32 protein-coding genes are annotated in these 25740 nt (G+C 57.6%); 19 read left to right on the top strand and 13 right to left on the bottom strand.

Annotation, left to right across the window (positions count from 1 at the left end):
- Positions 1 to 37 precede the first annotated feature (37 nt).
- From AC2FNC_RS10555 to aspS, 4 genes are all read left to right on the top strand, one after another.
- Positions 38 to 1165, top strand: coding sequence for an aminodeoxychorismate synthase component I (locus AC2FNC_RS10555; protein ID WP_480625205.1), 1128 nt, complete (start codon positions 38 to 40; stop codon positions 1163 to 1165).
- Positions 1120 to 1767: an aminotransferase class IV family protein gene (locus AC2FNC_RS10550; protein ID WP_480622128.1), complete on the top strand. Its 648-nt coding sequence runs from the start codon at positions 1120 to 1122 to the stop codon at positions 1765 to 1767. Before AC2FNC_RS10555 ends, AC2FNC_RS10550 begins: the two co-directional genes overlap by 46 nt.
- Before the next feature lie 154 nt (positions 1768 to 1921).
- On the top strand, positions 1922 to 2284 hold the full coding sequence (locus tag AC2FNC_RS10545) for a CPBP family intramembrane glutamic endopeptidase (RefSeq protein WP_496715290.1): 363 nt from the start codon (positions 1922 to 1924) through the stop codon (positions 2282 to 2284).
- A gap of 79 nt (positions 2285 to 2363) precedes the next feature.
- Entirely contained in the window at positions 2364 to 4139 is a 1776-nt protein-coding gene (gene aspS, locus AC2FNC_RS10540) for an aspartate--tRNA ligase (protein ID WP_496715288.1), read from the top strand.
- A gap of 180 nt (positions 4140 to 4319) precedes the next feature.
- Here aspS and AC2FNC_RS10535 read toward each other — a convergent pair whose 3' ends face one another.
- Positions 4320 to 5039 carry a response regulator gene (locus AC2FNC_RS10535; RefSeq protein WP_480557782.1) on the bottom strand — a complete coding sequence of 240 codons (720 nt, stop codon included), beginning with the start codon at positions 5037 to 5039 and terminating at the stop codon, positions 4320 to 4322.
- Positions 5040 to 5175: 136 nt separating this feature from the next.
- On the opposite strand from AC2FNC_RS10535, the gene mce reads away from it, so the two are divergent.
- Entirely contained in the window at positions 5176 to 5580 is a 405-nt protein-coding gene (mce, locus tag AC2FNC_RS10530) for a methylmalonyl-CoA epimerase (protein ID WP_496715287.1), read from the top strand.
- Between the two features lie 24 nt (positions 5581 to 5604).
- The gene (locus AC2FNC_RS10525; protein WP_480519116.1) at positions 5605 to 5877 is read left to right on the top strand and encodes a DUF1467 family protein; all 273 of its coding nucleotides are present in this window, start codon (positions 5605 to 5607) and stop codon (positions 5875 to 5877) included.
- 6 nt (positions 5878 to 5883) lie between these two features.
- Here the strand turns inward: AC2FNC_RS10525 and AC2FNC_RS10520 are convergent, their stop codons facing one another.
- Entirely contained in the window at positions 5884 to 6582 is a 699-nt protein-coding gene (locus AC2FNC_RS10520) for an EI24 domain-containing protein (RefSeq protein ID WP_496715286.1), read from the bottom strand.
- Positions 6579 to 7157 (bottom strand): nitroreductase family protein, encoded by a 579-nt coding sequence (locus AC2FNC_RS10515; RefSeq protein ID WP_480622132.1) that lies wholly within the window; start codon positions 7155 to 7157, stop codon positions 6579 to 6581. Before AC2FNC_RS10515 ends, AC2FNC_RS10520 begins: the two co-directional genes overlap by 4 nt.
- A gap of 134 nt (positions 7158 to 7291) precedes the next feature.
- On the opposite strand from AC2FNC_RS10515, the gene AC2FNC_RS10510 reads away from it, so the two are divergent.
- Entirely contained in the window at positions 7292 to 7567 is a 276-nt protein-coding gene (locus AC2FNC_RS10510) for a DUF167 domain-containing protein (RefSeq protein ID WP_480622133.1), read from the top strand.
- Here AC2FNC_RS10510 and AC2FNC_RS10505 read toward each other — a convergent pair.
- Positions 7564 to 7803, bottom strand: coding sequence for a DUF8831 family protein (locus AC2FNC_RS10505; RefSeq protein WP_267364243.1), 240 nt, complete (start codon positions 7801 to 7803; stop codon positions 7564 to 7566). The two genes, AC2FNC_RS10510 and AC2FNC_RS10505, sit on opposite strands and share 4 nt — an antisense overlap.
- 121 nt (positions 7804 to 7924) lie before the next feature.
- Here AC2FNC_RS10505 and AC2FNC_RS10500 point away from each other — a divergent pair, with 121 nt between their 5' ends.
- From AC2FNC_RS10500 to AC2FNC_RS10480, 5 genes are all read left to right on the top strand, one after another.
- Positions 7925 to 8632 (top strand): M48 family metalloprotease, encoded by a 708-nt coding sequence (locus AC2FNC_RS10500; RefSeq protein ID WP_480625211.1) that lies wholly within the window; start codon positions 7925 to 7927, stop codon positions 8630 to 8632.
- The gene (locus AC2FNC_RS10495; RefSeq protein WP_480475541.1) at positions 8629 to 8997 is read left to right on the top strand and encodes a YigZ family protein; all 369 of its coding nucleotides are present in this window, start codon (positions 8629 to 8631) and stop codon (positions 8995 to 8997) included. Before AC2FNC_RS10500 ends, AC2FNC_RS10495 begins: the two co-directional genes overlap by 4 nt.
- Positions 8998 to 9065: 68 nt before the next feature.
- Positions 9066 to 9317, top strand: a complete 252-nt coding sequence (locus AC2FNC_RS10490) for a DUF6455 family protein (RefSeq protein WP_480475543.1) — start codon at positions 9066 to 9068, stop codon at positions 9315 to 9317.
- A gap of 14 nt (positions 9318 to 9331) precedes the next feature.
- A complete protein-coding gene (locus tag AC2FNC_RS10485; RefSeq protein WP_480553948.1) occupies positions 9332 to 9601 on the top strand; it encodes a DUF6455 family protein in 270 nt (89 codons plus the stop codon).
- The gene (locus AC2FNC_RS10480; protein ID WP_480553949.1) at positions 9601 to 9861 is read left to right on the top strand and encodes a DUF6455 family protein; all 261 of its coding nucleotides are present in this window, start codon (positions 9601 to 9603) and stop codon (positions 9859 to 9861) included. The genes AC2FNC_RS10485 and AC2FNC_RS10480 overlap by 1 nt, the downstream gene beginning before the upstream one ends.
- Here AC2FNC_RS10480 and AC2FNC_RS10475 read toward each other — a convergent pair whose 3' ends face one another.
- Positions 9862 to 10104: a CDGSH iron-sulfur domain-containing protein gene (locus tag AC2FNC_RS10475; protein WP_480475549.1), complete on the bottom strand. Its 243-nt coding sequence runs from the start codon at positions 10102 to 10104 to the stop codon at positions 9862 to 9864. It lies immediately after the preceding gene.
- A 226-nt stretch (positions 10105 to 10330) separates the two neighbouring features.
- On the opposite strand from AC2FNC_RS10475, the gene AC2FNC_RS10470 reads away from it, so the two are divergent.
- Entirely contained in the window at positions 10331 to 10519 is a 189-nt protein-coding gene (locus AC2FNC_RS10470; protein WP_209504738.1) for a hypothetical protein, read from the top strand.
- Between the two features lie 137 nt (positions 10520 to 10656).
- On the opposite strand, the gene rimO is transcribed toward AC2FNC_RS10470, so the two are convergent.
- A complete protein-coding gene (gene rimO, locus AC2FNC_RS10465; protein ID WP_480553950.1) occupies positions 10657 to 12045 on the bottom strand; it encodes a 30S ribosomal protein S12 methylthiotransferase RimO in 1389 nt (462 codons plus the stop codon).
- A 95-nt stretch (positions 12046 to 12140) separates the two neighbouring features.
- Here rimO and AC2FNC_RS10460 point away from each other — a divergent pair, with 95 nt between their 5' ends.
- Positions 12141 to 14096, top strand: a complete 1956-nt coding sequence (locus tag AC2FNC_RS10460) for an AsmA family protein (protein WP_496715282.1) — start codon at positions 12141 to 12143, stop codon at positions 14094 to 14096.
- Positions 14097 to 14143: 47 nt separating this feature from the next.
- Here the strand turns inward: AC2FNC_RS10460 and AC2FNC_RS10455 are convergent, their stop codons facing one another.
- The 4 genes from AC2FNC_RS10455 to AC2FNC_RS10440 are packed head-to-tail and all read right to left on the bottom strand — an operon-like array spanning position 14144 to position 18715.
- Positions 14144 to 15640 (bottom strand): phosphomannomutase/phosphoglucomutase, encoded by a 1497-nt coding sequence (locus AC2FNC_RS10455; RefSeq protein WP_480605264.1) that lies wholly within the window; start codon positions 15638 to 15640, stop codon positions 14144 to 14146.
- Between the two features lie 15 nt (positions 15641 to 15655).
- The gene (gene kdsA, locus AC2FNC_RS10450; RefSeq protein WP_480475557.1) at positions 15656 to 16489 is read right to left on the bottom strand and encodes a 3-deoxy-8-phosphooctulonate synthase; all 834 of its coding nucleotides are present in this window, start codon (positions 16487 to 16489) and stop codon (positions 15656 to 15658) included.
- 5 nt (positions 16490 to 16494) lie between these two features.
- Positions 16495 to 18078, bottom strand: coding sequence for a capsule biosynthesis protein (locus AC2FNC_RS10445; protein WP_480475559.1), 1584 nt, complete (start codon positions 18076 to 18078; stop codon positions 16495 to 16497).
- On the bottom strand, positions 18056 to 18715 hold the full coding sequence (locus tag AC2FNC_RS10440) for an ABC transporter ATP-binding protein (RefSeq protein WP_209504732.1): 660 nt from the start codon (positions 18713 to 18715) through the stop codon (positions 18056 to 18058). The genes AC2FNC_RS10445 and AC2FNC_RS10440 overlap by 23 nt, the downstream gene beginning before the upstream one ends.
- A 249-nt stretch (positions 18716 to 18964) precedes the next feature.
- On the opposite strand from AC2FNC_RS10440, the gene AC2FNC_RS10435 reads away from it, so the two are divergent.
- Positions 18965 to 19552 (top strand): uracil-DNA glycosylase family protein, encoded by a 588-nt coding sequence (locus AC2FNC_RS10435; RefSeq protein ID WP_496715279.1) that lies wholly within the window; start codon positions 18965 to 18967, stop codon positions 19550 to 19552.
- Positions 19545 to 20333 carry an SseB family protein gene (locus AC2FNC_RS10430; RefSeq protein WP_496715277.1) on the top strand — a complete coding sequence of 263 codons (789 nt, stop codon included), beginning with the start codon at positions 19545 to 19547 and terminating at the stop codon, positions 20331 to 20333. The genes AC2FNC_RS10435 and AC2FNC_RS10430 overlap by 8 nt, the downstream gene beginning before the upstream one ends.
- A gap of 59 nt (positions 20334 to 20392) precedes the next feature.
- Here AC2FNC_RS10430 and yghU read toward each other — a convergent pair whose 3' ends face one another.
- Entirely contained in the window at positions 20393 to 21271 is an 879-nt protein-coding gene (gene yghU, locus AC2FNC_RS10425; RefSeq protein WP_496715275.1) for a glutathione-dependent disulfide-bond oxidoreductase, read from the bottom strand.
- A gap of 248 nt (positions 21272 to 21519) precedes the next feature.
- Here yghU and AC2FNC_RS10420 point away from each other — a divergent pair, with 248 nt between their 5' ends.
- A complete protein-coding gene (locus AC2FNC_RS10420; protein ID WP_480553955.1) occupies positions 21520 to 22038 on the top strand; it encodes a YHS domain-containing (seleno)protein in 519 nt (172 codons plus the stop codon).
- Positions 22039 to 22086: 48 nt separating this feature from the next.
- On the opposite strand, the gene AC2FNC_RS10415 is transcribed toward AC2FNC_RS10420, so the two are convergent.
- Positions 22087 to 22752, bottom strand: coding sequence for a DnaJ domain-containing protein (locus tag AC2FNC_RS10415; RefSeq protein ID WP_480625218.1), 666 nt, complete (start codon positions 22750 to 22752; stop codon positions 22087 to 22089).
- A gap of 229 nt (positions 22753 to 22981) precedes the next feature.
- A complete protein-coding gene (metF, locus tag AC2FNC_RS10410; protein WP_480553957.1) occupies positions 22982 to 23848 on the bottom strand; it encodes a methylenetetrahydrofolate reductase [NAD(P)H] in 867 nt (288 codons plus the stop codon).
- A gap of 94 nt (positions 23849 to 23942) precedes the next feature.
- Between metF and AC2FNC_RS10405 the strand changes: the two genes are divergently transcribed.
- Positions 23943 to 24848, top strand: a complete 906-nt coding sequence (locus tag AC2FNC_RS10405; RefSeq protein ID WP_480553958.1) for a LysR family transcriptional regulator — start codon at positions 23943 to 23945, stop codon at positions 24846 to 24848.
- 98 nt (positions 24849 to 24946) lie between these two features.
- Positions 24947 to 25732, top strand: a complete 786-nt coding sequence (locus tag AC2FNC_RS10400; RefSeq protein ID WP_496715272.1) for an inositol monophosphatase family protein — start codon at positions 24947 to 24949, stop codon at positions 25730 to 25732.
- The last annotated feature ends 8 nt before the right edge of the window (positions 25733 to 25740 follow it).

Below are 25740 nucleotides of genomic sequence, written 5' to 3'. Positions count from 1 at the left end.
AGAGTATTCTCTATATCGCCCTTCACGGCAAAAGAGGATGCAGTTGCGTATTCGTTTTGATCAGGGACCAGCCGGTCGCGGAACCCGGTTTCAGCGCCCGTCTCGGATTATCCGCGCAGATACTGCGGAGGACGTGCCCCAGGCTCTGGCGGCGCTGGATGAGGCGCGCGCGGACGGGGCATGGCTGGCTGGCTATGCCAGTTATGAACTGGGATATGTGCTTGAACCCCGGCTGATCGATCTTTTGCCGGATGCGCGTCGGTTGCCCCTGCTGTGCTTTGGGGTTTACGGCGCACCGGATCGGGTTGCTTTACCGACGCCTGCGGGCGAGGTGCGCGTGTTTCAGCCGCGCTGGGATGAGGCGCGTTATGGCGAAGCCTTTCAAGTGGTGCATGATGCCATCGGTGCTGGTGATATCTATCAGGCGAACCTGACCTTTCCGATTGATCTGACCGTCTCGGGCAGCAGTGAAGCCCTTTATGCGGCACTGGCAGCGGGGCAGCCCGTTGGGCATGGCGCGCTGGTGCAGCAGGTCGGGTTGCCCGATTTGCTCAGCCGCTCGCCGGAGTTGTTCTTCCGCACGGACACGGATGGAAAGATCGAAACACGACCGATGAAGGGTACCCAGCCGCGCAGCGAAGACCCGGATGAGGATATGCGGCGCCGGTCGTTTCTGACCACGGACGAAAAGAACCGGGCGGAAAACCTGATGATCGTCGATCTGCTGCGCAACGATATCAGCCGTGTCGCGCTGCCCGGTTCCGTTCATGTACCTGAACTGTTCAAGGTGGAAACCTATGCGACCGTGCATCAGATGGTTTCACTTGTCCGTGCCCAGTTGCTCAAATGCGCAGGGCTCAGCGATATATTGATGGCGTTGTTTCCCTGCGGCTCGATCACTGGCGCGCCCAAAATTCGCGCCATGGAAATTCTGGCCGGGCTGGAACCCTGGCCGCGCGACATCTATTGTGGCACCATCGGCTGGGCCGCGCCTGATGGCCGGTCCGAGTTCAACGTGGCCATTCGTACGCTGATGCTAGAAGGCGATCAGGCCACCCTGAACGTGGGCGGGGGCCTTGTCTGGGACAGTACCGCCCCGGCAGAATATGAGGAGGCGCTATGGAAAGCCCGCTTCGCCCGCCAGCTGAGCCTGATTTCCGCCTGATCGAAACGCTGGCGTTTCGGCCAGATCAGGGCTTTGTCCGAAAAGACCGTCACCTTGCGCGCATGGCCCGAACCGCTGCGGCCTTTGGCCTTCCCTTCAACCCGGATGCAGCGACCGCCGCGCTGGATGGCGCGTTGGGCGACACCCCCTTGCGTTGTCGTTTGACGTTGGATGCATCGGGTGCATTCGAATTGACGACCGGGGTTCTGGCCAGCAACCCTCCGGTCTGGCGCATAGCCCTGTCTGATCAGCGGCTGGCTTCCAATGATCTTTGGCTGCGTCACAAGACAAGCCGCCGCGCCCTATATGACGATGCCCGCGCCGCGCTGACGGATGGCATAGACGAAGTGTTATTCCTGAATGAGCTTGATGAACTGTGTGAGGGCACCATCAGCAACCTTTTCGTCGAAAAGCGGGATGGCCGTATTCTGACGCCTGCGCTGTCCAGCGGTCTGTTGCCTGGCATATTGCGCGAAGAGTTGCTGGATAAAGAAACGGTGTCCGAGGCCGTGCTGACCTTGAGCGACCTGAAAAATGCGCAAACTGCCTACATGGGCAATTCACTGCGCGGGCTGATCCGGGTGGAGCTGATATACACGTGATCAAAGAAGGTGCGATGGTCGGGTCTCCGGTTGCATTGCCGCGGTTAAGGGTTGAGTTCGGCCTGTTTAATATTGTCCCGCCGCTGATCATCGCGGTTTTGTTTCCTACGAACAGGATGTTTCCGGCACTGTTTGCCCTGACCGGGATGGGATATTGCTGCTGCATTGGACACCGGGCATTCAATGGGCCGAGCTGCGCTATGATTGGGCCAACTGGTCGCTTCGCGAAGTTGTGCTGTTCCGCCCACTATACTTCCAGTGTTATCACGCGATCTTGCCAGAGGGGCGCGCGGCTTATGTGCTGAATGCTGCAATCTTCTCGTTCGCGCATCTGATGCATTGGAGCTGGATTGTCGCCCTCATGACATTTGCGGGCGGGCTGCTGTTTACATGGGCCTACAGGCAGCGCGGCTCGTTCTTCTATGCGGTGCTGTTGCACGTGATTGTGGGTAATATCATCTTTGCGGTCGGGCTGGGTGTCTATTTCTACTCAGGCAACGTGCAAAGGCCGTTTTGACAGGGCGACCCGCCTTGACTTTCCGGGCCTGACAGGGTGTATCGGCGCGACGAATTCTGCGCCCGAAGGGATATGATCCATGCACGCCTATCGCAGCCACACCTGCGCCGCACTGACCGCCGCCAATGTCGGTGAAACCGTTCGCCTGTCCGGTTGGGTGCATCGGGTCCGAGATCACGGGGGCGTCCTGTTCATCGACCTGCGCGATCATTTTGGTGTGACACAGGTTTTGTGCGATGGCGACAGCGCCGCTTTTGCTGCGCTGGAAAAGGTGCGTTCCGAATGGTGCATCCGCATCGACGGAACCGTCAAGGCGCGTGCCGCCGAACTGGTGAACCCGAAACTGCCCACCGGCGAGATCGAGGTTTACGTGCGCGAACTGGAAGTTCTGGGGGCTGCAGAGGAACTGCCGCTGATGGTGTTCGGCGATCAGGAATACCCCGAGGAAACGCGCCTGCGTTATCGTTACCTCGACCTGCGGCGCGAGGCGATGCAGCGCAACATGACCCTGCGCTCGGACGTTGTGGCCTCCATGCGCAAGCGTATGTGGGATCAGGGGTTCCGCGAGTATCAGACGCCGATCATCACCGCATCCTCGCCCGAAGGCGCGCGTGACTTTCTGGTGCCGTCGCGCCTGCATCCGGGCAAGTTCTACGCCTTGCCGCAGGCCCCGCAGCAGTTCAAGCAGCTGATCATGGTGTCGGGTTTCGACAAATATTTCCAGATTGCGCCTTGCTTTCGCGACGAAGACCCGCGCGCCGACCGTTCGCCCACCGATTTCTACCAGCTCGACCTCGAGATGTCCTTTGTCGAGCAGCAGGATGTGTTCGACACGATCCAGCCCGTTCTGGCCGGCGTCTTCGAAGAGTTCGGCGGTGGCCGCAAGGTTGATCAGGACTGGCCGCAAATTTCCTACAAGGATTCGGCGCTGTGGTACGGCACGGACAAGCCCGACCTGCGGAATCCCATCAAAATGCAGGTGGTCTCTGACCACTTCCGCGGGTCTGGTTTTGCGATTTTCGCAAAACTGCTCGAACAGGAAGGTACCGAAATTCGCGCTATCCCCGCGCCAACCGGTGGCAGCCGTAAGTTTTGTGACCGAATGAATGCCTTTGCCCAGAAAGAGGGTCTGCCGGGGATGGGCTACATCTTCTGGCGTGATCAGGGCGAAGGGATGGAAGCCGCAGGTCCGCTGGCCAAGAACATCGGCCCCGAACGGACCGAGGCAATCCGTCAGCAATTGGGTCTGGGGGTCGGCGATGCTGCATTTTTCCTGGGTGGTAAGCCGAAAGCCTTTGAAAAGGTTGCAGGCAAAGCGCGCGAAGTGATCGGGGATGAGCTTGGCCTGACCGAGAAGGACCGCTTTGCCTTTGCCTGGATCGTTGATTTCCCGATCTACGAGCAAGACGAAGAAACCGGCGCTATCGACTTTGAGCACAACCCGTTTTCGATGCCGCAAGGCGGCATGGAAGCGCTGCAGGGCAATCCGCTGGATGTGCGCGGCTATCAATACGATCTGGCGTGCAACGGATACGAACTGGTGTCGGGTGCGATCCGGAACCACAAGCCGGAAATCATGCTGAAAGCTTTTGAACTGGCGGGCTATGGCGAGGATGAAGTGAAATCCCGATTTGGTGCCCTGTTCAACGCCTTCCACTACGGTGCGCCGCCGCACGGTGGCTGCGCTGCAGGGATCGACCGGATCGTGATGCTGTTGGCGGATGAGGCCAATATCCGCGAGGTCATGATGTTCCCGATGAACCAGCGGGCCGAAGACCTGATGATGCATGCGCCGTCGGACCCGACGTCAGATCAGCTGATGGAACTGGGTTTGCGCCTCATTCCGCAGGACTGAACGAGAGCCGCCCGCATTTAGCGGGCGGTTTCATTTTGATGCCAGCGAGTATTCGCGGGTCAGTCCAGCGGGTTGTTCAAATCACCTCGGTTGACACGAATTGAACGTGCAGCATGCCGTGTTTGGCGATAGGCCCAGATGCACAGAAGCGTTGCAGTGATGAAGTAGGCTGCAATCACGTCAAATCGCCTTTCTTTGTTCCAGGCGGTTCTGCACCATGCCGGCGACCTGCGCTGCCTGCGCGGTGATCGGTGCGCCGTTCGCCCGTGACAGCGCCAGCTTTCGGGCGGCTTCTGCCAACGGTCTGTCATCGGCTTCCCGTGCGACCCCTTGCAGGAACTGGGCAGCGTAATCCCACGTGCGATGATCGTTGGGCCCGGTAAGGACATCGGCGATATGCGCCATATCGTCCTGATAGGCCATCGGGTCGGGGCGGATGACTTCATCTCGAACCGAGTGGAGCCCGCTTGGGCGTCGATCCTCGGGCAGGCGCTCCAGAATGGACTTCTGAAAATAAGACAATGATTTTATTGGCTTGGAAAGAAATCCGTCCGCCCCGGCTGCGTGCGCCAGACTTTCGGTGGCGTCGTCGCCCGACAGGCCCATGATCACGCTGATCCGTGGTGAAGCTTCGGCCAGTTCGGCGATCAGGTCGGCTCCGGACCCGTCGGGCAGGCCCATATCAACCAGAATGACCGAAGGGCGATAGATTTGCAGGTGTCGCCGTGCCGATTTCAGGCAGTCAGCGCGTCGGATACGTGCGCCGCTGTGCAGGCACATCAGGCGGATCGCGTCGCAGGCATATCGGCTGTCTTCAACAACCAGAATTGTCTGTCCCAGCAAGGGCCGCGTTGCGGTGGGCGTGGCGGCGGTGGTGGCAATGAGGCCCGAATCGTCCATGGCAGCTCTCCTATCCAGCAGATGCTTCACGCTAGGAACTTCTGGCTAACACGACGTTAACGCGCGATTTGGCGCACTTGTCCTTTTGCAGAGCAACCCCCATAACCCACGCAAAGCAGGACATCAGGAGTGTGACATGATTGGACGTCTGAACCACGTTGCCATCGCCGTACCCGACCTTGAGGCGGCATCCGAGCAGTACCGCAATGCGCTGGGCGCCAAGGTCGGCGCGTCGCAGGACGAGCCGGATCATGGCGTCACGGTTGTGTTCATCGAACTGCCCAACACCAAGATCGAACTTTTGTACCCGCTGGGCGACGACAGCCCGATCAACGGGTTTCTGGAAAAGAACCCGGCAGGCGGTATTCATCACGTATGCTATGAGGTCGACGACATCATCGCCGCCCGTGATCATTTGAAAGCGACCGGCGCCCGTGTTCTAGGGTCGGGTGAGCCCAAGATCGGCGCACATGGCAAACCAGTGTTGTTCCTGCATCCCAAGGACTTCAACGGCTGCCTTGTCGAGCTGGAACAGGTATGATCCGCAAAACCCGGGGGACCTGAAGTGACCATTACTGCTGCATTGGTGCTGTTCGCCGTCATCTGGTTCATGACGTTGCTTGTGGTGCTGCCCATTCGCATCAAAACTCAGGGTGACCTGAACGATATCGTTCCGGGCACCCATGCGGGTGCGCCGGAAGTCCATCACATGAAAGCCAAGATGTGGATCACCACCGCCATTGCTGTGGTTTTGTGGGCGATCATTGCCGGGATCATCATTTCCGGTGTGATTTCAGTGCGGGACCTCGACTGGTTGAACCAACTGGAGCCGAGGTAATCTGTGTCAGACCTTTTGGCCTGACACAGCATGATAAATATGGGTGAATGTCGCCGCGCCAAGGATCGGGATCACCAGATTCAACAGCGGTATCGACAGCGGAATGGCCATCAGGGTTCCGGCGACCCAGATCGTGGTCGAATGTCGGGCCCGCAATTGGCGCGCGCCATCCCGCCCGATCCGGCGTATGGCGGCCAGCGTGAAGTATTCCCGCCCCAACAGGAACCCGTTCATGGCCCAGAAGATGAAGGGCGCAAACGGGGTGAAGATCGCATAGAGGATCAGCGCCAGCAGGTTTGCTACAATCAGCACGCCAAGAAAGCTGAGGCCGTCCTTCAGGGCCTCCGACACCGGGATGCGTCGTGCAGGTGGCAAGGCTGGAAAATGCTTGTCCTCGACCGCCTGCGCCACTTCGTCCAGAAAGATCGATGTGATGGCTGACGCCACCGGTACCATCAGGAAAACAGGCAGGACCAGGACGAGAACGATACCTGAATAGTTCAGAACGTCGTTCAGCCACGGGACAGCTCCGACCAATGGCAGCGAGATTTCACTGCCCGACAACCAGTTGATCAACCTGATCGCACCGACACATGCAAGACCCAGCAACAGGATGGTCAAACCTACACCGCGCAGCAGAACGGCACGGAACTTGGGATCTCCGATCTGGCTTAGTGCGCTGAAAAAGGCGTTCAGGATGATCATTCTGTGATCCATTCCGTTATGGCTGCCACATCGGGCCGCGGGCGTTCGGGTGGGGCAGTTCCTTCGGTGGCGATGTGTATCAGTCCGGCGACACGCTCGTTCTTGGCAAGGCCAAAGGCGTCGACACAGAAGTCGTGGTCGTGGGTTTGCCAACCTGTCAGCCAGTTTGCACCCCAACCCGCGGCCAGCGCGGCATTCAGCAGGGCCAGACAGACCGCGCCCGCAGAATAGGTTTGTTCGATTGCGGGTATTTTCTCGGACGGTTTTTGTACTTCGATTACGGCTACGGCCAGATGCCCCATGTCGAACTGGCTGCGCGCTTTTGCAATGTCTTCTGGACTTTTGTTCAGCCGTTGCCCGCAGGCCTCGGTCAGGGTTGCCAACCGTGCCATGGCCCCCTGTTCCAGAACGATAAATCGCCAGGGTTCCAGTTTTCCGTGATCGGGGCTGCGTGCGGCTGCGGTCAGCAGGGGGCGCAATTCGTCCCGTGTCGGAGCCGGGGCAACCAGTGTCTTGGCGGGTCGGGACCGGCGCGACTGCAAAAACTCCAGAGCAGCGGGGTTTTTCATGGACATATGTTAACTTCCTTTACATCACGTCTCTGTATCTTGGTCGGCATGCCGAGGGTTTCAAGGGCGCGGCGACGGATCGCGTGGATCAATTTCATCCTACCGCCCATCATGCAAGACTATTGAGGGAAGGGGCGACAATGGCGAAATCGAAACTACGAGATCTGCCGGATCTCAGCGCGCAGGCGCACGCCGGGGCAGTGTTTCACTTGAAAGTAACACCTAAGGCCGCGCGCGACCGGGTGATCGTGGAAGGCGGGCAGATCAGGGTATTTGTCACGGCTCCGCCTGACAGTGGCAAAGCCAACCATGCGGTTCAGGCGATCCTTGCGAGGTGCCTTCGCGTTGCCCCTTCGACACTGACACTCAAGCAGGGGCAAACCGCGCGCAACAAGGTGTTTGTCTATGTGCCCTAAGGTCCCGTTTCACGGATCTGGTAAACACCCTCGGGCAGGTCCAGCGCTGCGGCCAGGTCGCGGACCTGTTCGGGCGACAAGGTGATCTTTTGCACCTGGTCGGTTCGCGGATCAAACTGTTCCAGCGTGACGCATTCGGCGAAATTGTTGATCACAACATCTTCCTGCAAGGGTTTTTCACCTTCGTCCACAAGCGTTATGACCGTCGAGTCGAATTCATGCTCAATCGAAAACATAAGGACAGAGTGCAAGCCGTCGACGCGCAATGCAAGACGTTCGTTTCAAAGCATTGTGTGGTCACTCTGAGCGGCAGGTACTATGTTGAAATCGCAGTCAGACCGAGCCGAAGGATGTAACATGCGCAGACGCTTTGTTTTGGTGTTTCCCCTGCTGCTTGCGGCCTGTGCGGAAGGTGCATTGCGCTTGCAGCCTGCCGCGGACTGGCTGGGTGAAGGGCCGGGTTCTGAGGATGTTGCCCAGACCTTTCGCGAAGTCAGCCAGAACATCGTGGCTGAGGCCCGCAGCCAGTGTTTGAAGCAACCAAGGCCTCAGAAATGCGATTTCCAGATTCTCGTTGACCTGAATCCGCGCGCATCCGCCAATGCCTTTCAGACATTGGACGACCAGCGGCAACCTACCATCATTTTTACCGTTGCGATGATCCGTTCTACGCAAAACGCAGACGAACTGGCTTTTGTCATGGGACATGAGGCGGCCCATCACGTTCTGGGGCACATCGCAAGGCAAAGCGAAAATGCCAGCGCAAGCGCCACTGAGTTTGGAAAGGCGGAAAAGCTGCGCGGGGGTGACGCCGCCGACATAGAAGAGGCTCAGAAAGTGGGCGCGCAGGTTGGTGTTCAGGCTTATGTGAAGGCTTTTGAGCTTGAGGCTGACCAGATGGGCACGATCATTACATATAACGCGGGCTACAACCCGCTGGTTGGGGCGAAGTTCTTTGACCGGATTCCGGATCCTGGCGACAGGTTTCTGGGCACCCACCCACCAAACGCGCAGCGCGTGCACATCGTGCTTGAAACCGCCACGCAACTGGGGCTGACGCAATGACCGATCTTGTGCGCCTTGGCGTAATTTTGACGGATCGCGGGTCGAAATATGCGGTATCTGGCGCGCCTGTGGCGTCGCGCGCGGAAGTTGACGCGGTTCTGGATCAACTGAAGTCCGATAAATCCTATGCCAAGGCCACACATAACACCTGGGCCGCCTCTTTGCCGACCGGTGCACTGAAGGCCGATGATGGGGAAAGCGGGGCCGGTATGGTAATCCTGCGGATGATCGAGCGTGCAGGGCTGGACAATCACGTGATCATCGTCACCCGCTGGTACGGAGGCAAAAAGCTGGGTGGGGACCGCTTTCGCCGCGTTCAGGATGCAACCCGGGCCTATCTGGATCACATCGGCGCCCAATTTTGACCTGTGTCAAAGTATGACGCCCCGGATGCGCTACGATTTCGTAAAGCGCGAAAGGGAAAGGATACAGCATGCCCACCCGAGAGTCCTTGAGGCTTCATGCCGGATTGGTGGACGACATGGCCAGAATGCTGGACATCGATCTTGAGGAAGCAGCCATTGGTGGCAAGGTGTCTTTCGACCAGATTTCCGAGGCAGTTCTGCGATGTACCGATTGTCCAAACCCGGATCATTGTCAGGATCTGCTCAACAAAATGGCGACCGCTGGGCGGACACCGGAATACTGCCGTAACCAGGAGTTACTGCACAAATTGATGCCTTAACTGTCAGGTTCGCCATGCCACGACTCGGTGAAATCATGGCCCATCTTCGTCTGGTACTGCGGATGGGTCAGGTCACAGGAACCGACTTGGCCGCAGCCTATCGGGATGGTCACCTGAAACATGAGGATTGGGCCGAGATCGTGCAACAGTGTCGCGGCTGTACCTGGGCCAGAACCTGTCCGGAGTGGCTGGGACGGCGTGAACAGATTGATCATGCCCCGTGCACATGCCCGAACCGCGGTCGATTCAAGGCCATCAAAGCTTTGCAAGCGGAGAACGCGTGATGCCTCGGGATATTCTGGGTGAGGTCGAAAAGCACTTTTGGATGACGCGCTCTGTTTCCCGCAGCATGGGAATTTCACTGAGCGAAGCCATGGCCGAAGGGCGGTTGTCGCCCGAAGGATACGCTGAACTGGTCACGCGCTGTCGCGCCTCGGGCTGTGGTGCGCAATGCACCAACTGGCTGGCTCAGCGGCAGAATCCAGCGGACACGGCCCCAGATTTCTGTGCAAATTCAGAGACGCTGAACAGATTGAAGGGCTGATCAAAGGTCTTTATGCGTTCCATCGCACAACGGCGCGTTTGCACTGTGTTTGCACCCGCAAAAAAAGACCTTTTTGCTGGCCTCGGCCGTATATTTCACCGGTTCGAACCCGCTGTCTTTATGTGAGCCATCGCAAAAGGGTTGCCGGTTCGACTTTCCACACGCGCACCAGAAATAGGTTTTTCCTTCGGCAACTTCGACTGGAAAAGGGGTTTTCTGGGCAATAACGGGTGTGTCTGACATGTGGCTTCTCCGTATTTGGCTGAAACGTCACACAGTTTAGGACGATGCAGACAAAAAGGTAGCTGTAATGCCGCAAGGATCATCGTTTGGGCTTCGAACTGGCATGGAATCGCTCTTCCTCACAAGGAAGTGACCGTTTTAGTTGCCAGATTGCCGTTCAGCCCGTACTCTGGAAGCGGCCCGAAAAGCTGGGCAATATCAGAAAAGTAATAGAGGATTGACGGACATGAAACTGAAACTTGCAGCCGTTGGCGCATTTGCCCTGGTCCTGACCGCTTGTGCGCAGCAGGAAGAACCGACCCCTGTTTACGTACAACCCGACTATGACAAGTATGGCTCGGCCAGCTGCTCGGCAGGCTATGAACTGGCAACAACCGAAGCAGGTCAAACCGTCTGCAACCCGGTTTCTCAGTAAGCTTTTCGCAGGCGGTTTGACTACGGACCGCCTGCACCATTTTCAGGAATTTTCGCCGCCATTCATGGCGGTTTTTTCTACCTGAACTGTACTTCGTAACTATTGACCCGAAAACACTATGGGGCAGGCTACTGGCGTTAAACGGGTTTCCCCCACAGATCGTATTCCCCCGCCTCGTCCACTTCGACGGTGACGATATCGCCGGGTTTGAAGCCTTCGAAGCCCTCGTCAATGAACAGGTTGCCGTCGATCTCGGGAGCGTCCGATTTGGTGCGGCAGGTGGCGGCTTCGTCATCCACGTCGTCGACGATTACTTGAAGCGTTTGTCCGACTTTAGCTTGCAACTTGGCTTCTGAAATGGCCTGAGCCTTTTCCATGAAGCGATCCCACCGCTCTTGCTTGACTTCGGCCGGGACGTGATCGGGCAGGTCGTTTGAGCGCGCACCGTCCACGTTTTCGTATTGAAAACAGCCGACACGATCCAGTTGCGCCTCGTCCATCCAGTCCAGCAGGGCTTGGAATTCGGCCTCGGACTCACCCGGATAGCCAACGATAAAGGTAGAACGCAGGGTGATATCGGGGCAGATTGCGCGCCAGGCTTGGATTTCGTCCAGAGTTTTGGCCGCTGCGGCGGGGCGGGCCATCCGTTTCAGAACATCCGGGTGGGCGTGCTGGAACGGGATATCCAGATACGGCAATATGTTGGACCCGGCATCCGCCATCAGGGGGATCAACTCGCGCACATGTGGATAGGGATAGACATAGTGCAGCCGCACCCAGGCATCCATCTGACCCAGTTCACGGGCCAGATCGGTGATGTGGCTGCGGACCTCGCGGTCTTTCCACGGGTTCACATCGTATTTCCGGTCCAGCCCATAGGCCGAAGTATCCTGCGAGATCACCAACAGTTCGCGCACGCCGTTTTCGACCAGCTTTTCCGCCTCGCGCAGAACCGCATGGGCCGGACGGCTGGCCAGTTTTCCTCGCATATCGGGGATGATGCAGAACTTGCATTTGTGGTTACAGCCCTCTGAGATTTTCAGATAACTGTAGTGGCGGGGGGTCAATCGAACGCTGCTGGCGGGCAGCAGATCAACGAACGGGTCAGGGTCAGGGGGAACGGCGGCGTGAACCGCATCCAGCACCTGTTCGTACTGATGCGGACCGGTGACCGCCATGATGCGGGGGTGGTGCTCGCGGATGTAATCCGGTTCGGCGCCCAGACAGCCGGTGACGATGACCTTGCCGTTTTCAACCAGCGCCTCTCCGATCGCATCCAGCGATTCTGCCTTGGCGCTGTCGAGGAACCCGCAAGTGTTCACAATGACGGCATCGGCCCCGGCATAATCGGGCGAAATGCCGTATCCTTCAGCACGAAGCCGGGTCAGAATGCGTTCGCTGTCGACCAAAGCTTTTGGACAGCCCAGCGACACCATGCCGATCGTCGGCTGGTTTGAACGGGGTGTCTCGGTGATCCGGGCGGCCGGAGCCAGGTCGGGGCGGAGGTTTGGCGGGTTCGTCGTCATGGCGCGGCATATAGTGGGGAAAGCTTCCTCTTGCAAATGTGACGTGCGATTTGAATGATCGCGGCAAAGACAAGCCAAAAGGCGGAGAGCAGATCATGAAATGGCTGATACGCATCCTGTTTATTGTTGTGGCAGTGATTGCGCTGGTAATTGGCGCGCTTTTGCTGATGCCCGGAGACAAGCTTGGCGCGATTCTGGCTGAGCAGGTCAAAGCCCAGACCGGGCGCGAACTGAGATTGAGCGGCGACGTGCGCCTGTCGTTCTGGCCGGTGCTGGGGATGGAAACCGGGCCCGTGCGTTTTGGGAACGCCAGCTGGGCCGGGCCAGAGCCGATGCTGAGCGCTGATAGCCTTGCCGTGGGCGTGGATGCTGCTGCGCTTTTGAATGGGGATCTGCGGATCAAACGCGTTTTCGCGGAAAACCCGGTGCTGCGGCTGGAGCGTTCGCAAGGGCGCGGAAACTGGGAGCTGAGCGCGCCTGTGACCACCGCGACGGCCACACCGTCTGCAGGGACGGTTCCGGCCAGCGCATCGTCGGCCGTAACTTTGGAAGAGTTGCAGCTTAATAATGCGCGACTGATCTATGTGGAAGACGGTGCCACGCAGATGGACTTTCCTGATGTAACCTTGTCGGCCAGTTGGCCTCAGGTCACTGCACCGATGGTAATGGAGGCATCAATGCCTGTACCCGGAGGTGCTGCTCAGGTCGATCTGAAGATTCCGGACTTGCCAGCCTTTGCCGCAGGGTCCGTAACCGCGCTTGAATTGGCCCTGACTGCACCGGGCGGCAAGATCGGCTTTGACGGCCACGTCAATCTGGCCGGAGAGATGGACGGAACCACAAAGATCATCACCCAAGATACAGAAAAGATGCTGGCGGCCTTCGGTCAGGCGGGCGTGACTGTGCCGTCTGGATTGGGTAACGTTGCCGATATCTCTGCGCAAATGACCTATACGCGGGACGGTCGGATTTCCCTGCGAAATATGACAGCGCAGTTGGATGGCAACCGGTTTGTCGGAGAGGCGGATATCACCATTTCCGATCCCCCTCAGATCGTCGCACGCCTGGATGCGGGCGATCTGGACCTGTCGAAGATATCTGAAACCGGCGCTGGGCTGGGTGGCGCGTCTCAATCTGCCTCACCAGTTCAGGAGGGCTGGTCAAAAGACCCAATCGACGCATCCGCGTTGGCTTTGGCGAATGGCAATATTCGCCTGACGGCCAACTCAATCGCAGTTCCCGGCATGACGTTTGGGAAAAGTGACCTGACGCTGACACTGGATCACGCGCGGGCGGTTCTTGCGATGCATCCGGCGACGTTGTTTTCGGGTCAGTTGAACGGGCAGGTGGTTGCCAACAATCGCAATGGCCTGTCCGTTGGCGGCAAGGTGACGGCAAGTGAGATTGATCTGAAACAGGCATTGTCAACGTTGGCCGGTGTCGAACGCCTGTCGGGAAGCGCGGCAGGAACCATTGAGTTTCTGGGTGTCGGTCAGTCTGAGGATCAAATCATGCGGTCTCTCAGCGGTAAGGGAAATCTGGATGTCGGGACGGGGGTAATATCCGGTTTCGATCTGGATCGACTTATGGGGCAGGGGACCGGATCGGGCGGGACAACCGTGTTCAACAGCCTGTCGGCCAGCTTTACCATTGATCAGGGTGTGTTGACGAATAACGATCTGCTTATGTCGCTCAAGAATTACCGTGCCGATGGTCAGGGGGTCGTGGGGCTGGGTGCGCGCAATATCGATTATCTGTTCACGCCTGTAGCTTTGCGTGCCAATTCGGGGCAGGGCATCTCGGTGCCTGTGCGCATCGTTGGCTCGTGGAGCAACCCGTCAATCAAGCCGGACCTGTCCAAGGTCATCGAAGCGGCGGCAGATGTGAAGGTCAAAGAGCTGGAAAACGACGCGAAACATAAAGTTTTCGAGAAGGTTGGAAACGAGCTGGACACCACCATCACGGACAGCGATCAGATCGAAGATGCGCTCAAGAACAAGCTTGAAGAAGAGGCGAAGAAAGGGCTGCTCAAACTGTTTGGCGGCAACTGAGCAAGTGTTGCGCTTGGGGCAATCAGATATGTCCCAAGCAGTTTTCTTCAGATGGTCTGGTCGTAATCGCCAACACTGGGTTCGGTTCGGATCACCGCATCGATATCGGCAAAGATCGCACGCATCTCAGCTTCGCTTTCGCTGCTTTCACACACGACCACCAGATTGGGTGTGTTGGATGAAGCCCGCACCAGCCCCCAGCTGCCATTGTCCAGAATCACACGTGCGCCGTTCACCGTAACGACCTCCTTGATCGCGCGGCCAGCAAATGTCTCATTAGCTTCGCTTTTGGCAACCAGCTTGTCGACCAGTCGCTGCAGGATATCGTATTTTTCGGTATCTGCCGCATAGGGTGACATGGTGGGCGTCGACCAGGTCTTGGGCAGAGCTTTGCGCAGGTCGGACATGCTTTGATCCGGGTTGCGGTCCATCAGTTTACAGATCTCGACCGCGACGCGCATTCCGCAGTCATAACCGCGCCCGACCGGCTCGGCCAGAAAGTAATGGCCCGACTTTTCAAACCCAGCCAGCGCACCGATTTCCTTGACGCGCCGTTTCATGTGGCTGTGGCCGGTTTTCCAGTAATCTACCTTGACGCCAAGGGCCTGTAGCTCGGGATCGCTGGCAAACAGGCCGGTAGATTTCACATCTGCGACAAAGGTCGATCCGGGGTGCAGCTTGGCCAGATCGCGGGCCATGATCACGCCCACCTTGTCGGCAAAGATTTCTTCACCTTCATCATCGACGACGCCGCAACGATCACCGTCACCGTCAAACCCAAGTGCCAGATCGGCACCGCTGGATTTTACCGTTGCCGCCATGTCATGCAGCATTTCCATCGCTTCGGGGTTCGGGTTGTAATTCGGGAAAGTGTAATCCAGCCGGTTATGGCTGGGGACGACCTCAACCCCCATCCGTTCGAAGATTTCGGGCGCAAAGGCCGAAGCGGTGCCGTTTCCGGTTGCGCAGACAACCTTTAGCGGGCGGGACACTTTGAAATCGCCGACGAGGTCGTCGATATACGCTTCTTTCACGCCCTCGACGAATTCCCAAGATCCACCCGCATGCGTCTGACCTTCGCCATTCAGAACGATGTCGCGCAATTCAGACATCTCGTCGGGGCCGTGTGTCAAAGGGCGGTCAAAGCCCATTTTGACCCCAGTCCAGCCGTTTGGATTGTGGCTCGCCGTAACCATCGCCACGGCCGGTACATCCAGATGAAACTGTGCGAAATAGGCCATCGGGCTAAGCGCAGGGCCAATGTCTTTCACGCGGATACCGGCCTGTATCAAACCCAGGATCAGGGCGTTTTTGATCGCCAGTGAATAGTCACGGTAATCGTTTCCTACAGCGATCACGGGCTCGATCCCGCGCCTGCGCATTTGCGTGCCAAGTCCTAGGCCAAGCGCCGTCATGCCCGGCAGGTTAATCTCTTCCGGATATTTCCATCGGGCGTCGTATTCGCGAAACCCGGTGGGTTTGATCATTGCGTCGCGGAGAAAGCTCCAGGTGTTTGGTGTTACCTCGGGAATCGGTTTGGTCATAACAAGTCTCAATCGTTAAATCTGAATAGGATCAGCTTTGGCCAGCGCATCGAAGCGCATCAAAGTGTCAATGAGTTGGGGCATCTGATCCAACGGAATCATGTTGGGCCCATCCGAAGGGGCATTGTCCGGATCTTGGTGTGTTTCAATGAACACCGCGCCAATACCCAGCGACACGGCGGCGCGCGCCATGACCGGAGCAAATTCGCGTTGCCCGCCCGAGGATCCACCTTTTCCACCCGGTTGCTGCACGGAATGGGTCGCATCCATCACCACCGGATAACCGGTTTGGGCCATTTGCGGCAGGGACCGCATATCAGCCACCAGCGTGTTATAGCCGAAAGAAGTGCCACGTTCGGTCAGCAAGATATTATGATTCCCCGTGCTTTCGATCTTGGACACGATATTGGGCATCTCCCACGGCGCGAGAAACTGACCCTTTTTTACATTGACCACTGCGCCGGTATTGCCCGCAGCGAGCAGCATATCCGTCTGGCGGCACAAAAACGCCGGGATTTGCAGGACGTCTACCGCCTCGGCGGCGATGGCGCACTGCGCTTCGGTATGAACATCGGTCAGGACCGGAATGCCCATCGATTTGCGGATGCTATCCAGAACCTGCAACCCCGCATCAATGCCCATGCCGCGCTTGCCGGACAGCGAGGTCCGGTTTGCCTTGTCATAAGATGCTTTGAAGACATATTGCGCACCGGCTGCGTCGCAGGCCTCTTTCATCTTGCCAGCAATCATCTGCGCGTGGTCTGCCGTTTCAAGCTGGCAGGGGCCTGCAATGATGGTCAGCGGAAGGTCGTTGCCGACTGTCAGGTCGGAGATTTTTACATGTTTCATGAGTCTTATGAGGATACCTGTTCACGAAGGACCGACGCGGTAAGCGAGATCATGAGGTAGATACCAGCAAACAACAGGAATGCCAAAATCGTATTTTCGAACTTGCGCGGATAGCTGGGTTCCTGACTGGGGATCGGGTTCACCGAGACGGTCAGATAACGCACCTGCCGATTGGCTTCGGATCGGGTCGATTCCATTTGCTGCATTGCCGTTTGCAGCATCATGTCCCGCGCCGCCAGATCCGCCTGAGCGATCTGGATGCGCACGCTCAACCGCGCCAGCGAATTTTCGCCATCGGAAGCATCCTGCATCTCGGCATTCAGTTGTTCCAGCACCTTTTCAAGCCGGGCAATGTCAGCCTTGACACCGTCAACCTTGGCTTTGTTCGGGCGCAGGTTGTCCTGCAGGGCGGCAAGTTCAAGCTCTTTGTCCTGCACCAATATCTCGATCTCGTTGATGCGGGCGCGCAGGCTGGCAATGACATTCTCGGGGTCCAGCACCGCCCCTTGAAGCTGAAGCTCGATCAATTCCTCCTGCGCCTGCCGCCGCGCCTCCTGCGCCGCTTCAAAGCTTTCCAATGCATCGCGCATCTGGTCTTCGCGCTTCTTGCCGGACAGGGCATTCACCCGATCTTCGGCGTAAGAGATCAAACGCTCCGAGAACTCGGTCGAGGTCTGTGCGTCCGGTGCTACAACCTCCATCCGAATGACCCCTTCGGTTGGGTCATACCCGATGGTGATCATGCGTTTGAACAGCTTGTATGCGTCTTCCAGCGTGGCGTCGGGCGACAGCCTTTGAATCGGATCAATCTTTTCCTGCCTGAAGACATCGGAAAACCCTGCGTCCCGATCCAGCAGCAACAAAGCCTCTTTCGACTCCAGGAAAGACTGAACCGAGATGGAATCCTGCGTGGTGGCGAATTGCGTCCCGGCAAGCAGCCCGCCGATAGAGCCTGGCCCGCCATCGGCTTGCAGGATCAGAAACTCGGAATCGCTGGCATACATCGGGGTGGCGATGCGATAGAAATAGAACCCCACAACAAAGGTCGGCAGGAACACAAAAGCGGCCAAACGTGCGAAAAGGCCAAACAGCTTACGCCTGCGTCGACGCGCGATGTCCTTCTGAATCTGACCGATTTCAAGGTTGCGCCGCTCAGCCGGGCTGAGCTCGGGTCCCGGAAGGTTCGGTGTGCTTGCGCCAATGGATTGCGGCAACTGAATGCTGATCTTGTCTTTGACCTTCGAACTGTCGCCCTGTGCCGAGGGCTTTGCCGCGGCAAGATCAAGAAGGTTCGTGCGCTGAAACGGATCAATGCCTTTCTTGCGCAGCAAGCGCACCGCATCATAGTCCGATGTTGCTGCCAGTCCGTGTTTCTGCGCCAGTTTTCGCGCGATGCGCAACTGGCGGCCTGTCAGGCCTTCGCGCTTGATGTCGTCAATTTGCGTGCCTGGCTGAGCCTCGGCCGCTGGTGCCTGGCCTTGCGTCGCGCCCCGTATGCGAGAGATTGCATCCGCACGCGCCTCGGCCGAATCTTCCACCTGACGATTGTTGCGCCAGTTGTACTTTCTAACCTTGGGTTTCGTAGTCATATAGCTGCTTTGCCTCTTCCAAGGAGTCAAACATGTACAATTGCCCGTCCAGCAGAACGGCGGCTTGCTGAGCGAATTTCTCCAATACAGTCGGGCTGTGCGACACGATCACCAAAGTCGTAGTGCGCAACCTTTCCTTCAGGATCGCCCCTGCCTTTTCGTTGAATTCAACATCGGTAGATGCTGGCATCCCTTCATCGACAAGATACATGTCGAAATCCAGCGCCAGCATCAAAGAAAACGTGAATCGTGATCGCATCCCCGAAGAATAGGTGGACAACGGCTGTTCGAAATATTCACCCAAGCCGCAGAGCCATTTGCAATACGCCTCAACATAGTCCGGGTCCATGCCGTAAATCTTGGCGATGTATCGCGCGTTCTCAAGCGCTGACAACTTGCCGGTTACACCCCCGGTAAAACCCATGGGAAAAGAGACCCGGCATTCGCGGCGGATCACACCTTCGTCGGGCTTTTCCAGACCGGCCATCATGTTGATCAGTGTGGTTTTGCCAGTACCATTCGGGGCCAGAACGCCCAGCGACGTACCCAGTTCGACACGGAACGAGACCCTGTCCAGGATCACCTTGCGTCGCGTCCCGGTCCAGAAGGACTTGCTGACATTGTCGAACTCTAGCATTCGGGGCCTGCTGCTCGTTTCCGTTGTGTCGCCGCGCTTTCAGGCGGTCAGAAAGGATGGTTTTTACCGATCCATGTTGGCTACATTATGTCGAATTATGAAACAAATGTTCAATGCGTTGCTGCCAAACCCGCAAACAACTGATCGGTTGTCGGCAATTCCGCTGCACTTCTGGTAATCTTCCGCACCTTTATTATGTGGTTTCACACCTGATCTTTGCAAAACAGCTTTGGGAGCTTACGCAACCAGATGGTAAATCTAGATGGCGAAATCCGCGCGTGCCGCCTGTGCGCTGCGTCCTTTGCGCAAACCAAAACTGCTCATGAACCCCGCCCGGTGGTCTGGTTTCGGCGCGGAACACCCATCCTGATCGCGGGGCAGGCCCCGGGTGCGCGCGTGCACGAGTCAGGGCGGCCCTTTACAGACCCGTCAGGCGACAGGCTTCGCCAATGGCTTGGGGTCAATGAACCTGTTTTTTATGATCGTGACCTCGTGTCGATTGTGCCCATGGCATTCTGTTTCCCCGGCTATGATGCCCGCGGTTCTGACCTTCCTCCGCCCGCGATATGCGGTAAAACTTGGCATGACAGGGTGATGCAGGAACTGGGGCAGGTGCCGTTGACGGTGTTGGTCGGTGGTCATGCGCATAAATATCATCTGGGGGCGCGGGGGTCGGTGACGGACACCGTTCGGAACTGGCAGGACCATGCGCCGCGGGTCTTTGCCTTGCCTCATCCGTCCTGGCGGAATACGGCATGGGTAAAGAAAAACCCGTGGTTCGAGGCAGAACTGCTGCCGGTTCTGCGCGCGCGGGTCCAAGAGGTGCTGAATGACTGAAACCACAGCGTTGGACACGGCGCATGCCGCGATGCTGGCAGATCCGCAGAACGATGCTGCCCGTCTGCGGTTTTTTGAACGGCTTGCTGATAGTGAGCTGTTTTTGATGCTGACCGAAGAAACGGTGGGCGAAAACATCTCGCCCGAAGTGTTCGATGTGGCCGACGGGCGCTTTGTGTTGGCTTTCGACCGCGAGGAACGATTGGCGCAGTTTGCGGGGAGGCCTGTGCGTTATGTTGCGCTGTCGGGGCGTGTGTTGTCGGCGATGCTGGCAGGGCAGGAGATCGGGCTGGGCCTGAACCTGGAAACTGCCCCATCATCCATGCTGGTGCCTGCCGAGGCCTTGGGCTGGCTGGCCGAAACGTTGTTGCATGGCCCGGAAGAGGTCGAGGAAAAGCTTGCCGAGTTCATGCCGCCCGCCGGTTTGCCGGACAGCCTGTTGACCGCCCTTGATGCAAAGCTGGCAACTGCTGGCGGCCTTGCCAGTGCGGCCTATCTGGTCGCCACGAAATCAGAAGCGGGCGCTCAGGGTCATTTGCTGGGGTTTGTCGGAGCGGTTGATGGGGCCGAGCCAGCGCTGGCCAAGGCAGCTTCGGAGGCGTTGACGTTTTCAGGGATCGAGGCGGGGGCGATGGATGTCGGGTTCTTTGCCACAGATGACGCCGCTGCCGCGCTGCTGGCGAAGACGGGGCTTCGCTTTGACCTGCCCGAACCGCAGGTTGCAGATCTGGTGCGCGAGGTACCGGGCAGCAATCCCGCGAAACCACCAATTCTGAAGTAACCACCAAAACGCAAACACGCGGCGCATATTGCAACGCGTGGCACTAAGATGGGACGCTGCTATTCCGCAGCAGCTTCCAGTTTGTCTTGCGTTCGTGTTTCGAAATCGCTGGCGTCGTGGCGCTCTTGAAGCTGCGTGTGCGGCTCGCCAAAGGCGCGGTTGACCATACGGCCACGCTGAACCGCAGGCCGCGCGTCAATCGCCTTGGCCCAACGCACCACGTTCTTGTAGGATTCCGCGTCAAGGAACTCTGCCGCGCTATAAAGGCGGCCCAGAACCAGCTGACCGTACCACGGCCAGATCGCCATGTCGGCAATCGTATATTCCTCGCCCGCGATATAGGTCTTGTTCGCCAATTCCCTGTCCAGAACGTCCAACTGGCGTTTTGCCTCCATCGCAAAGCGGTTGATCGGGTATTCCCACTTTTCAGGCGCGTAGGCGTAGAAATGGCCAAACCCGCCGCCCAGATAAGGGGCGCTGCCCATTTGCCAGAATAGCCAGTTCATGACTTCGGTCCGTTCCGGCCCGGACCCGGGCAGAAACTCTCCGAACTTCTCAGCCAGATGAAACAGGATCGAGGCGCTTTCAAACACCCGAACCGGCTTGTCGCCAGAGCGATCCCAAAGGGCGGGGATTTTCGAGTTTGGGTTGACCTCGACAAACCCTGAACCGAACTGGTCGCCATCGCTGATGTTGATCAGCCAAGCGTTGTATTCAGCGCCTTCGTGACCCAATGCCAGCAACTCTTCCAGCATTACGGTGACTTTGACACCGTTGGGCGTGGCAAGGGAATACAACTGCAAAGGGTGGCGTCCAACCGGCAAGTCCTTGTCATGAGTTGCGCCGGCAATAGGTCGGTTAATGTTGGCGAACTGTCCGCCACTTTCACTGTCCCATGTCCAGACTGCTGGGGGGGTATACGAAGATTGGTCGCTCATGTCTTGCCTTTCATGCCTTTGTCCGGGCCGCGTTCGGTGCAGTCTTACAGGTAGTGTTGCAATCCGCCGAGTCCAACCCAGCTTTTCCGGCTTAATTTGTAATAATCCGCGACCAAACTCTCACGTTTGCTCGAGAGGGGTCACAGCGGCGCGAGGAGGGCTACGAACAGAATGGGAATCGCATATTGTTTTGCCAGACCTGCCATCACGGCGTCACCGATACCGCTGGTACGAAAAGGATAAACTACATGAAACGCTTTGCTTTGACCTTTGCTGCGGCCCTGGCCCTGGCCGTTCCGGCATTTGCCGGACCGCAATATATTGACGGCACGGGGTTTGCCGTCTCGGGGTATGATGTTGTTGCCTATCGCAACCTGGATCAGGTCCCCGTAGGTCAGCCACAGCACGAAGGCGTGCGTGGCAATGCCAGCATCACTGCCGAGTACAATGGTGCAACCTGGGCATTCTCGTCCGAGGAAAACCGCGACAAATTTCTGGAAAACCCGGCCTATTATGCCCCGCAATATGATGGGCACTGCGCCTATGGTGTGTCGCGCGGCGGCAAGGTTCCGGCAAACCCGAACTTGTGGCGGATCGTTGACGACAAGCTGTATCTAAACATCACGGATGTGGTTGTCGGGTTCTTCGAAGAAGACATTCCGGGCAACATCAACCTTGCTGAAGGCAACTGGCCGGGTATCGAGCCGTCTGACGCCTCGACCAGCGTTATCCCGAAATTTACCTCGGAAGGTCCGGTGAAAAACTGACCCGGCCGCAAATGCACAAAGCCCGGCTTAACCAGCCGGGCTTTTCGTTCAGCCAGCAAGCCAGAACTGATCCCGTATCGCCTGATCTGCATCAAACCGGATCCTGACGCTTTTGGCACCTGGGAATTTGCGTTCGCGGATCGTATCGGGAATGACTACTTCCCCGGCGCCCGTGTCGCTGGACTGAAAGCTCAGGATTTCCGCTGTGGTGTGCCGCGCACTGGTCAGAACGGTCGTTGGCAAAGCCACACGATTTGCGCCCTGATTGACCGGTGTTGTGACGAAGTAAGTCAGGTGTCGCCCATAGCATCCGACCGCGTCGGGAACATGGTCAGCAACACTACTGCAGCATTTAGGTTGAATACCAGGCTGACTGTTCATATGCGACAGCGCTTGCCCAGGATTCAGCATCGCCTCGCAGGCGGCAATATCCTCCTGCGGAAGCTCGATGATACGTTTTTTCAGCCGCGGCCGACGTGGTTGTGGCGGGCCAGTAGTGGTACCGCCCTTTGTCGCCAGCCCTTCTTTGCGCAGAAAATCATAGGCTGCCTTGGCGCGCGAAAACCCGGAACTGTCGCCTTCCTTATGATCAGGATGCGTGTGAAAGGCGATGTGACGCCAAGCCTCTCGTATTTCACTGGAATTGGCAGACGGGTTCAGGCCCAGATCTGCCAGGGCATCCGTGCGTGCTCTGACCTTATCGACAGGTTCCATACTCAAAACACTCATTAAAAACTACACACCCCTAGTGTTGCCGAGGGCATGGTTTTGTCAAATCTCACGTTTGATTGAGAGGAAAGCTGACAACAATCGCGATGCGAAGATTCCATTGTTCCGCAAAGGCGTGAATTCGCGGATGCGACTGTGAAACAGGTCGCGCATAAGAAAAGGAAAACGCCCGGGCATGTTCGTAACTCGGGCGAATCATTGGATTTTTCAGATGTCAGGCGACGTTTTGCAGATCGACTTGTGGTGTAATCCCAAGGGCAAAGCACACATCGCGCGTCAGTTCGGGACGGTTCAGGGTATAGAAATGCAGCTTGTCCACGCCACCTTCGATCAGGTCTGAGCACAACTCGGTGCAGATCGCAGTTGCCAGCAGATCCTCACGCCCGTCGCGCACGGCCTTTTCAAAGGCTTGTTCGACCCAATCGGGAATATGCGTGTCGCAGCTTTTGGCGAACTTGCGCGCGCCTGCCCAGTTTTCTATAGGCAGAATGCCCGGAACGATCGGTTTGTCGATGCCCGCCTTGGCGCAGGCGTCACGGAAACGGAAGAAGGTTTCGGCCTCGAAAAAGAACTGCGTCAGGGCTTCGTCAGCGCCCGCGTCAAGTTTGGCCTTCAGCCAGTCCACGTCTGCTGACATGTCCGCAGCTTCAGGGTGTTTGTCAGGATAGGCCCCGACACGGATGCTGAACATTTCGGTTTCAGCCAGCGCCTCAATTAACTCAATCGAACTGTTAAAGCCTTCTGGGTGCGGTACGAACCGGTCGTGCCCTTTCGGCGGGTCGCCCCGCAGGGCCACGATGTCCTGCACGCCCGCACGTGCGAATGTGTCGGCGATTTCCAGCGTTTCCTGCCGCGAAGCGTCGACACAGGTCAGATGCGCGGCGACGTTCAGGCCAGACGATTTATGCAGGGTTGCGACCGCGTCGCGCGTCAGTTCCCGGGTCGTACCGCCTGCACCGTAGGTGACGGAAACAAAACGAGGCTCCAGCGGTGCCAATGTCTGGACCGTATCCCAAAGGCGGAAAGAAGCCTCCAGAGTTTTGGGCGGAAAGAACTCGAATGAAATTTCGGGTTTGGACATGGCTGCCTCACTGGATCAACTGACTATCTTGTGCCATGACAGGCATTGTGAGACAAACTCATATTATTCAACAACAACATGAACGATACTTGAGATGCACATTGAATTCCGGCACCTGCGAACCATCAAGGCGATCCATGAATGTGGTGGGTTGGCACGCGCTGCCGACCAATTGAACATCACCCAATCCGCATTGAGTCATCAGGTCAAAGGGTTGGAGGATCAGGCCGGGGTCGAGCTTTTTCTGCGACGTTCAAAGCCGATGAAGCTGTCAGCCGCCGGTTTGCGTCTGCTGCGGTTGGCCGAGCAGATCCTGCCGCAGGTCGAGGCGGCACAGAATGAGTTTTCATCGCTGCGGGACGGGCGTACCGGACGGATGCATATCGCCATCGAATGTCACGCATGTTTCGAATGGCTGTTTCCGGTTCTCGAATCCTTCAGGAAATCCTGGGGCGACGTGGATGTAGATATTCGACCCGGTCTGGCCTTCGACGCCCTTCCAGCCTTGCAGAAGGAAGAGGTTGATCTGGTGGTCTCATCCGATCCCGAAGATCTGCCGGGTGTCGAGTTTGTGGAACTGTTTGACTACAACCCCGTCTTTGTCGCTGCATCAGCCCATCCACTGGCGGAAAAAGCCTATATCGAGGCTGAGGATTTCCGAGGCCAGACTCTGATCACCTACCCGGTGGAGCGCACACGTCTGGACGTGTTCAGCCAATTGTTGATCCCTGCACGGGTCGAACCTGCCTCGATCAGGCAGGTGGAACTGACAGCTGTCATCCTGCTTCTGGTGGCATCAAACCGAGGCATCTCGGTTCTGCCGGATTGGGTCGTGCGCGAGGTCAAATACAACTCGGACTATGTGACCCGGCCCCTGACCAAAGAGGGGATCACGCGTCGCCTTTATGCAGCGGTCCGATCAGATGATCTGGATAAACCCTACGTGCAGGAACTGGTGAAACTGGCCCGCGAAGAGGCGCGCAAGCTGCAATCCCGGTAGAGGCGTTTTCTGCGGGTCTGTTATGCGTATCATTCCTCTTGGCAAGGAAGCCTTGCGGCAGTATACGCGCGGTTTGACCGGACAGGAGCCCTTTTACAATGGTTGGCAGTGCAAATCTCAACATCATGATCAAGGCCGCGCGCAAGGCCGGGCGTTCTTTGGTCAAGGACTTTCGTGAAGTCGAGAATCTGCAGGTGTCGATGAAAGGCGCGGGCGACTTTGTTTCCAAGGCCGATATCGCGGCCGAGGCCATCCTGAAGGACGAATTGCTGGGCGCACGCCCGACCTATGGCTGGCTGGCCGAAGAGGGCGGTTTCATCGACGGAGAAGACCCGACCCGCCGCTGGATCGTCGATCCGCTGGACGGCACCACCAATTTTCTGCATGGCCTGCCGCATTGGGCAATTTCGATTGCACTGGAACATAAGGGCAAGATCGTTGCTGGCGTGATCTATGATGCTGCCAAGGATGAGATGTTCTTTGCTGAAAAAGGCGAAGGTGCGTGGATGAACGACACCCGAATTCGTGTGTCGGGGCGTCACCGCATGATTGAATCGATCTTTGCAACCGGCCTGCCCTTTGGGGGTCGTTCTGACCTGCCTGCAACCCTGCAGGATCTGGCGCGTCTGATGCCCGTCTGCGCCGGTGTGCGCCGTTGGGGGGCTGCGGCGCTTGACATGGCATATGTGGCCGCGGGTCGGTACGAAGGTTTCTGGGAACGCCGCCTGAACGCGTGGGATGTTGCCGCCGGTATCATCATCGTGAAAGAGGCGGGCGGCTTCGTACAGGCCCTGAACCCCGAAGACAACGTGCTGGAAGATGGTGAAGTGATCTGTTCGAATGAACCGATCTTTGATCAATTCGCCAAAGTCATCCGAGGCTGATCGCCTCT

It is taken from the genome of Ruegeria sp. BHSA123 (assembly GCF_059613425.1).
This window is presented reverse-complemented; position numbering and strand designations above follow the sequence as displayed.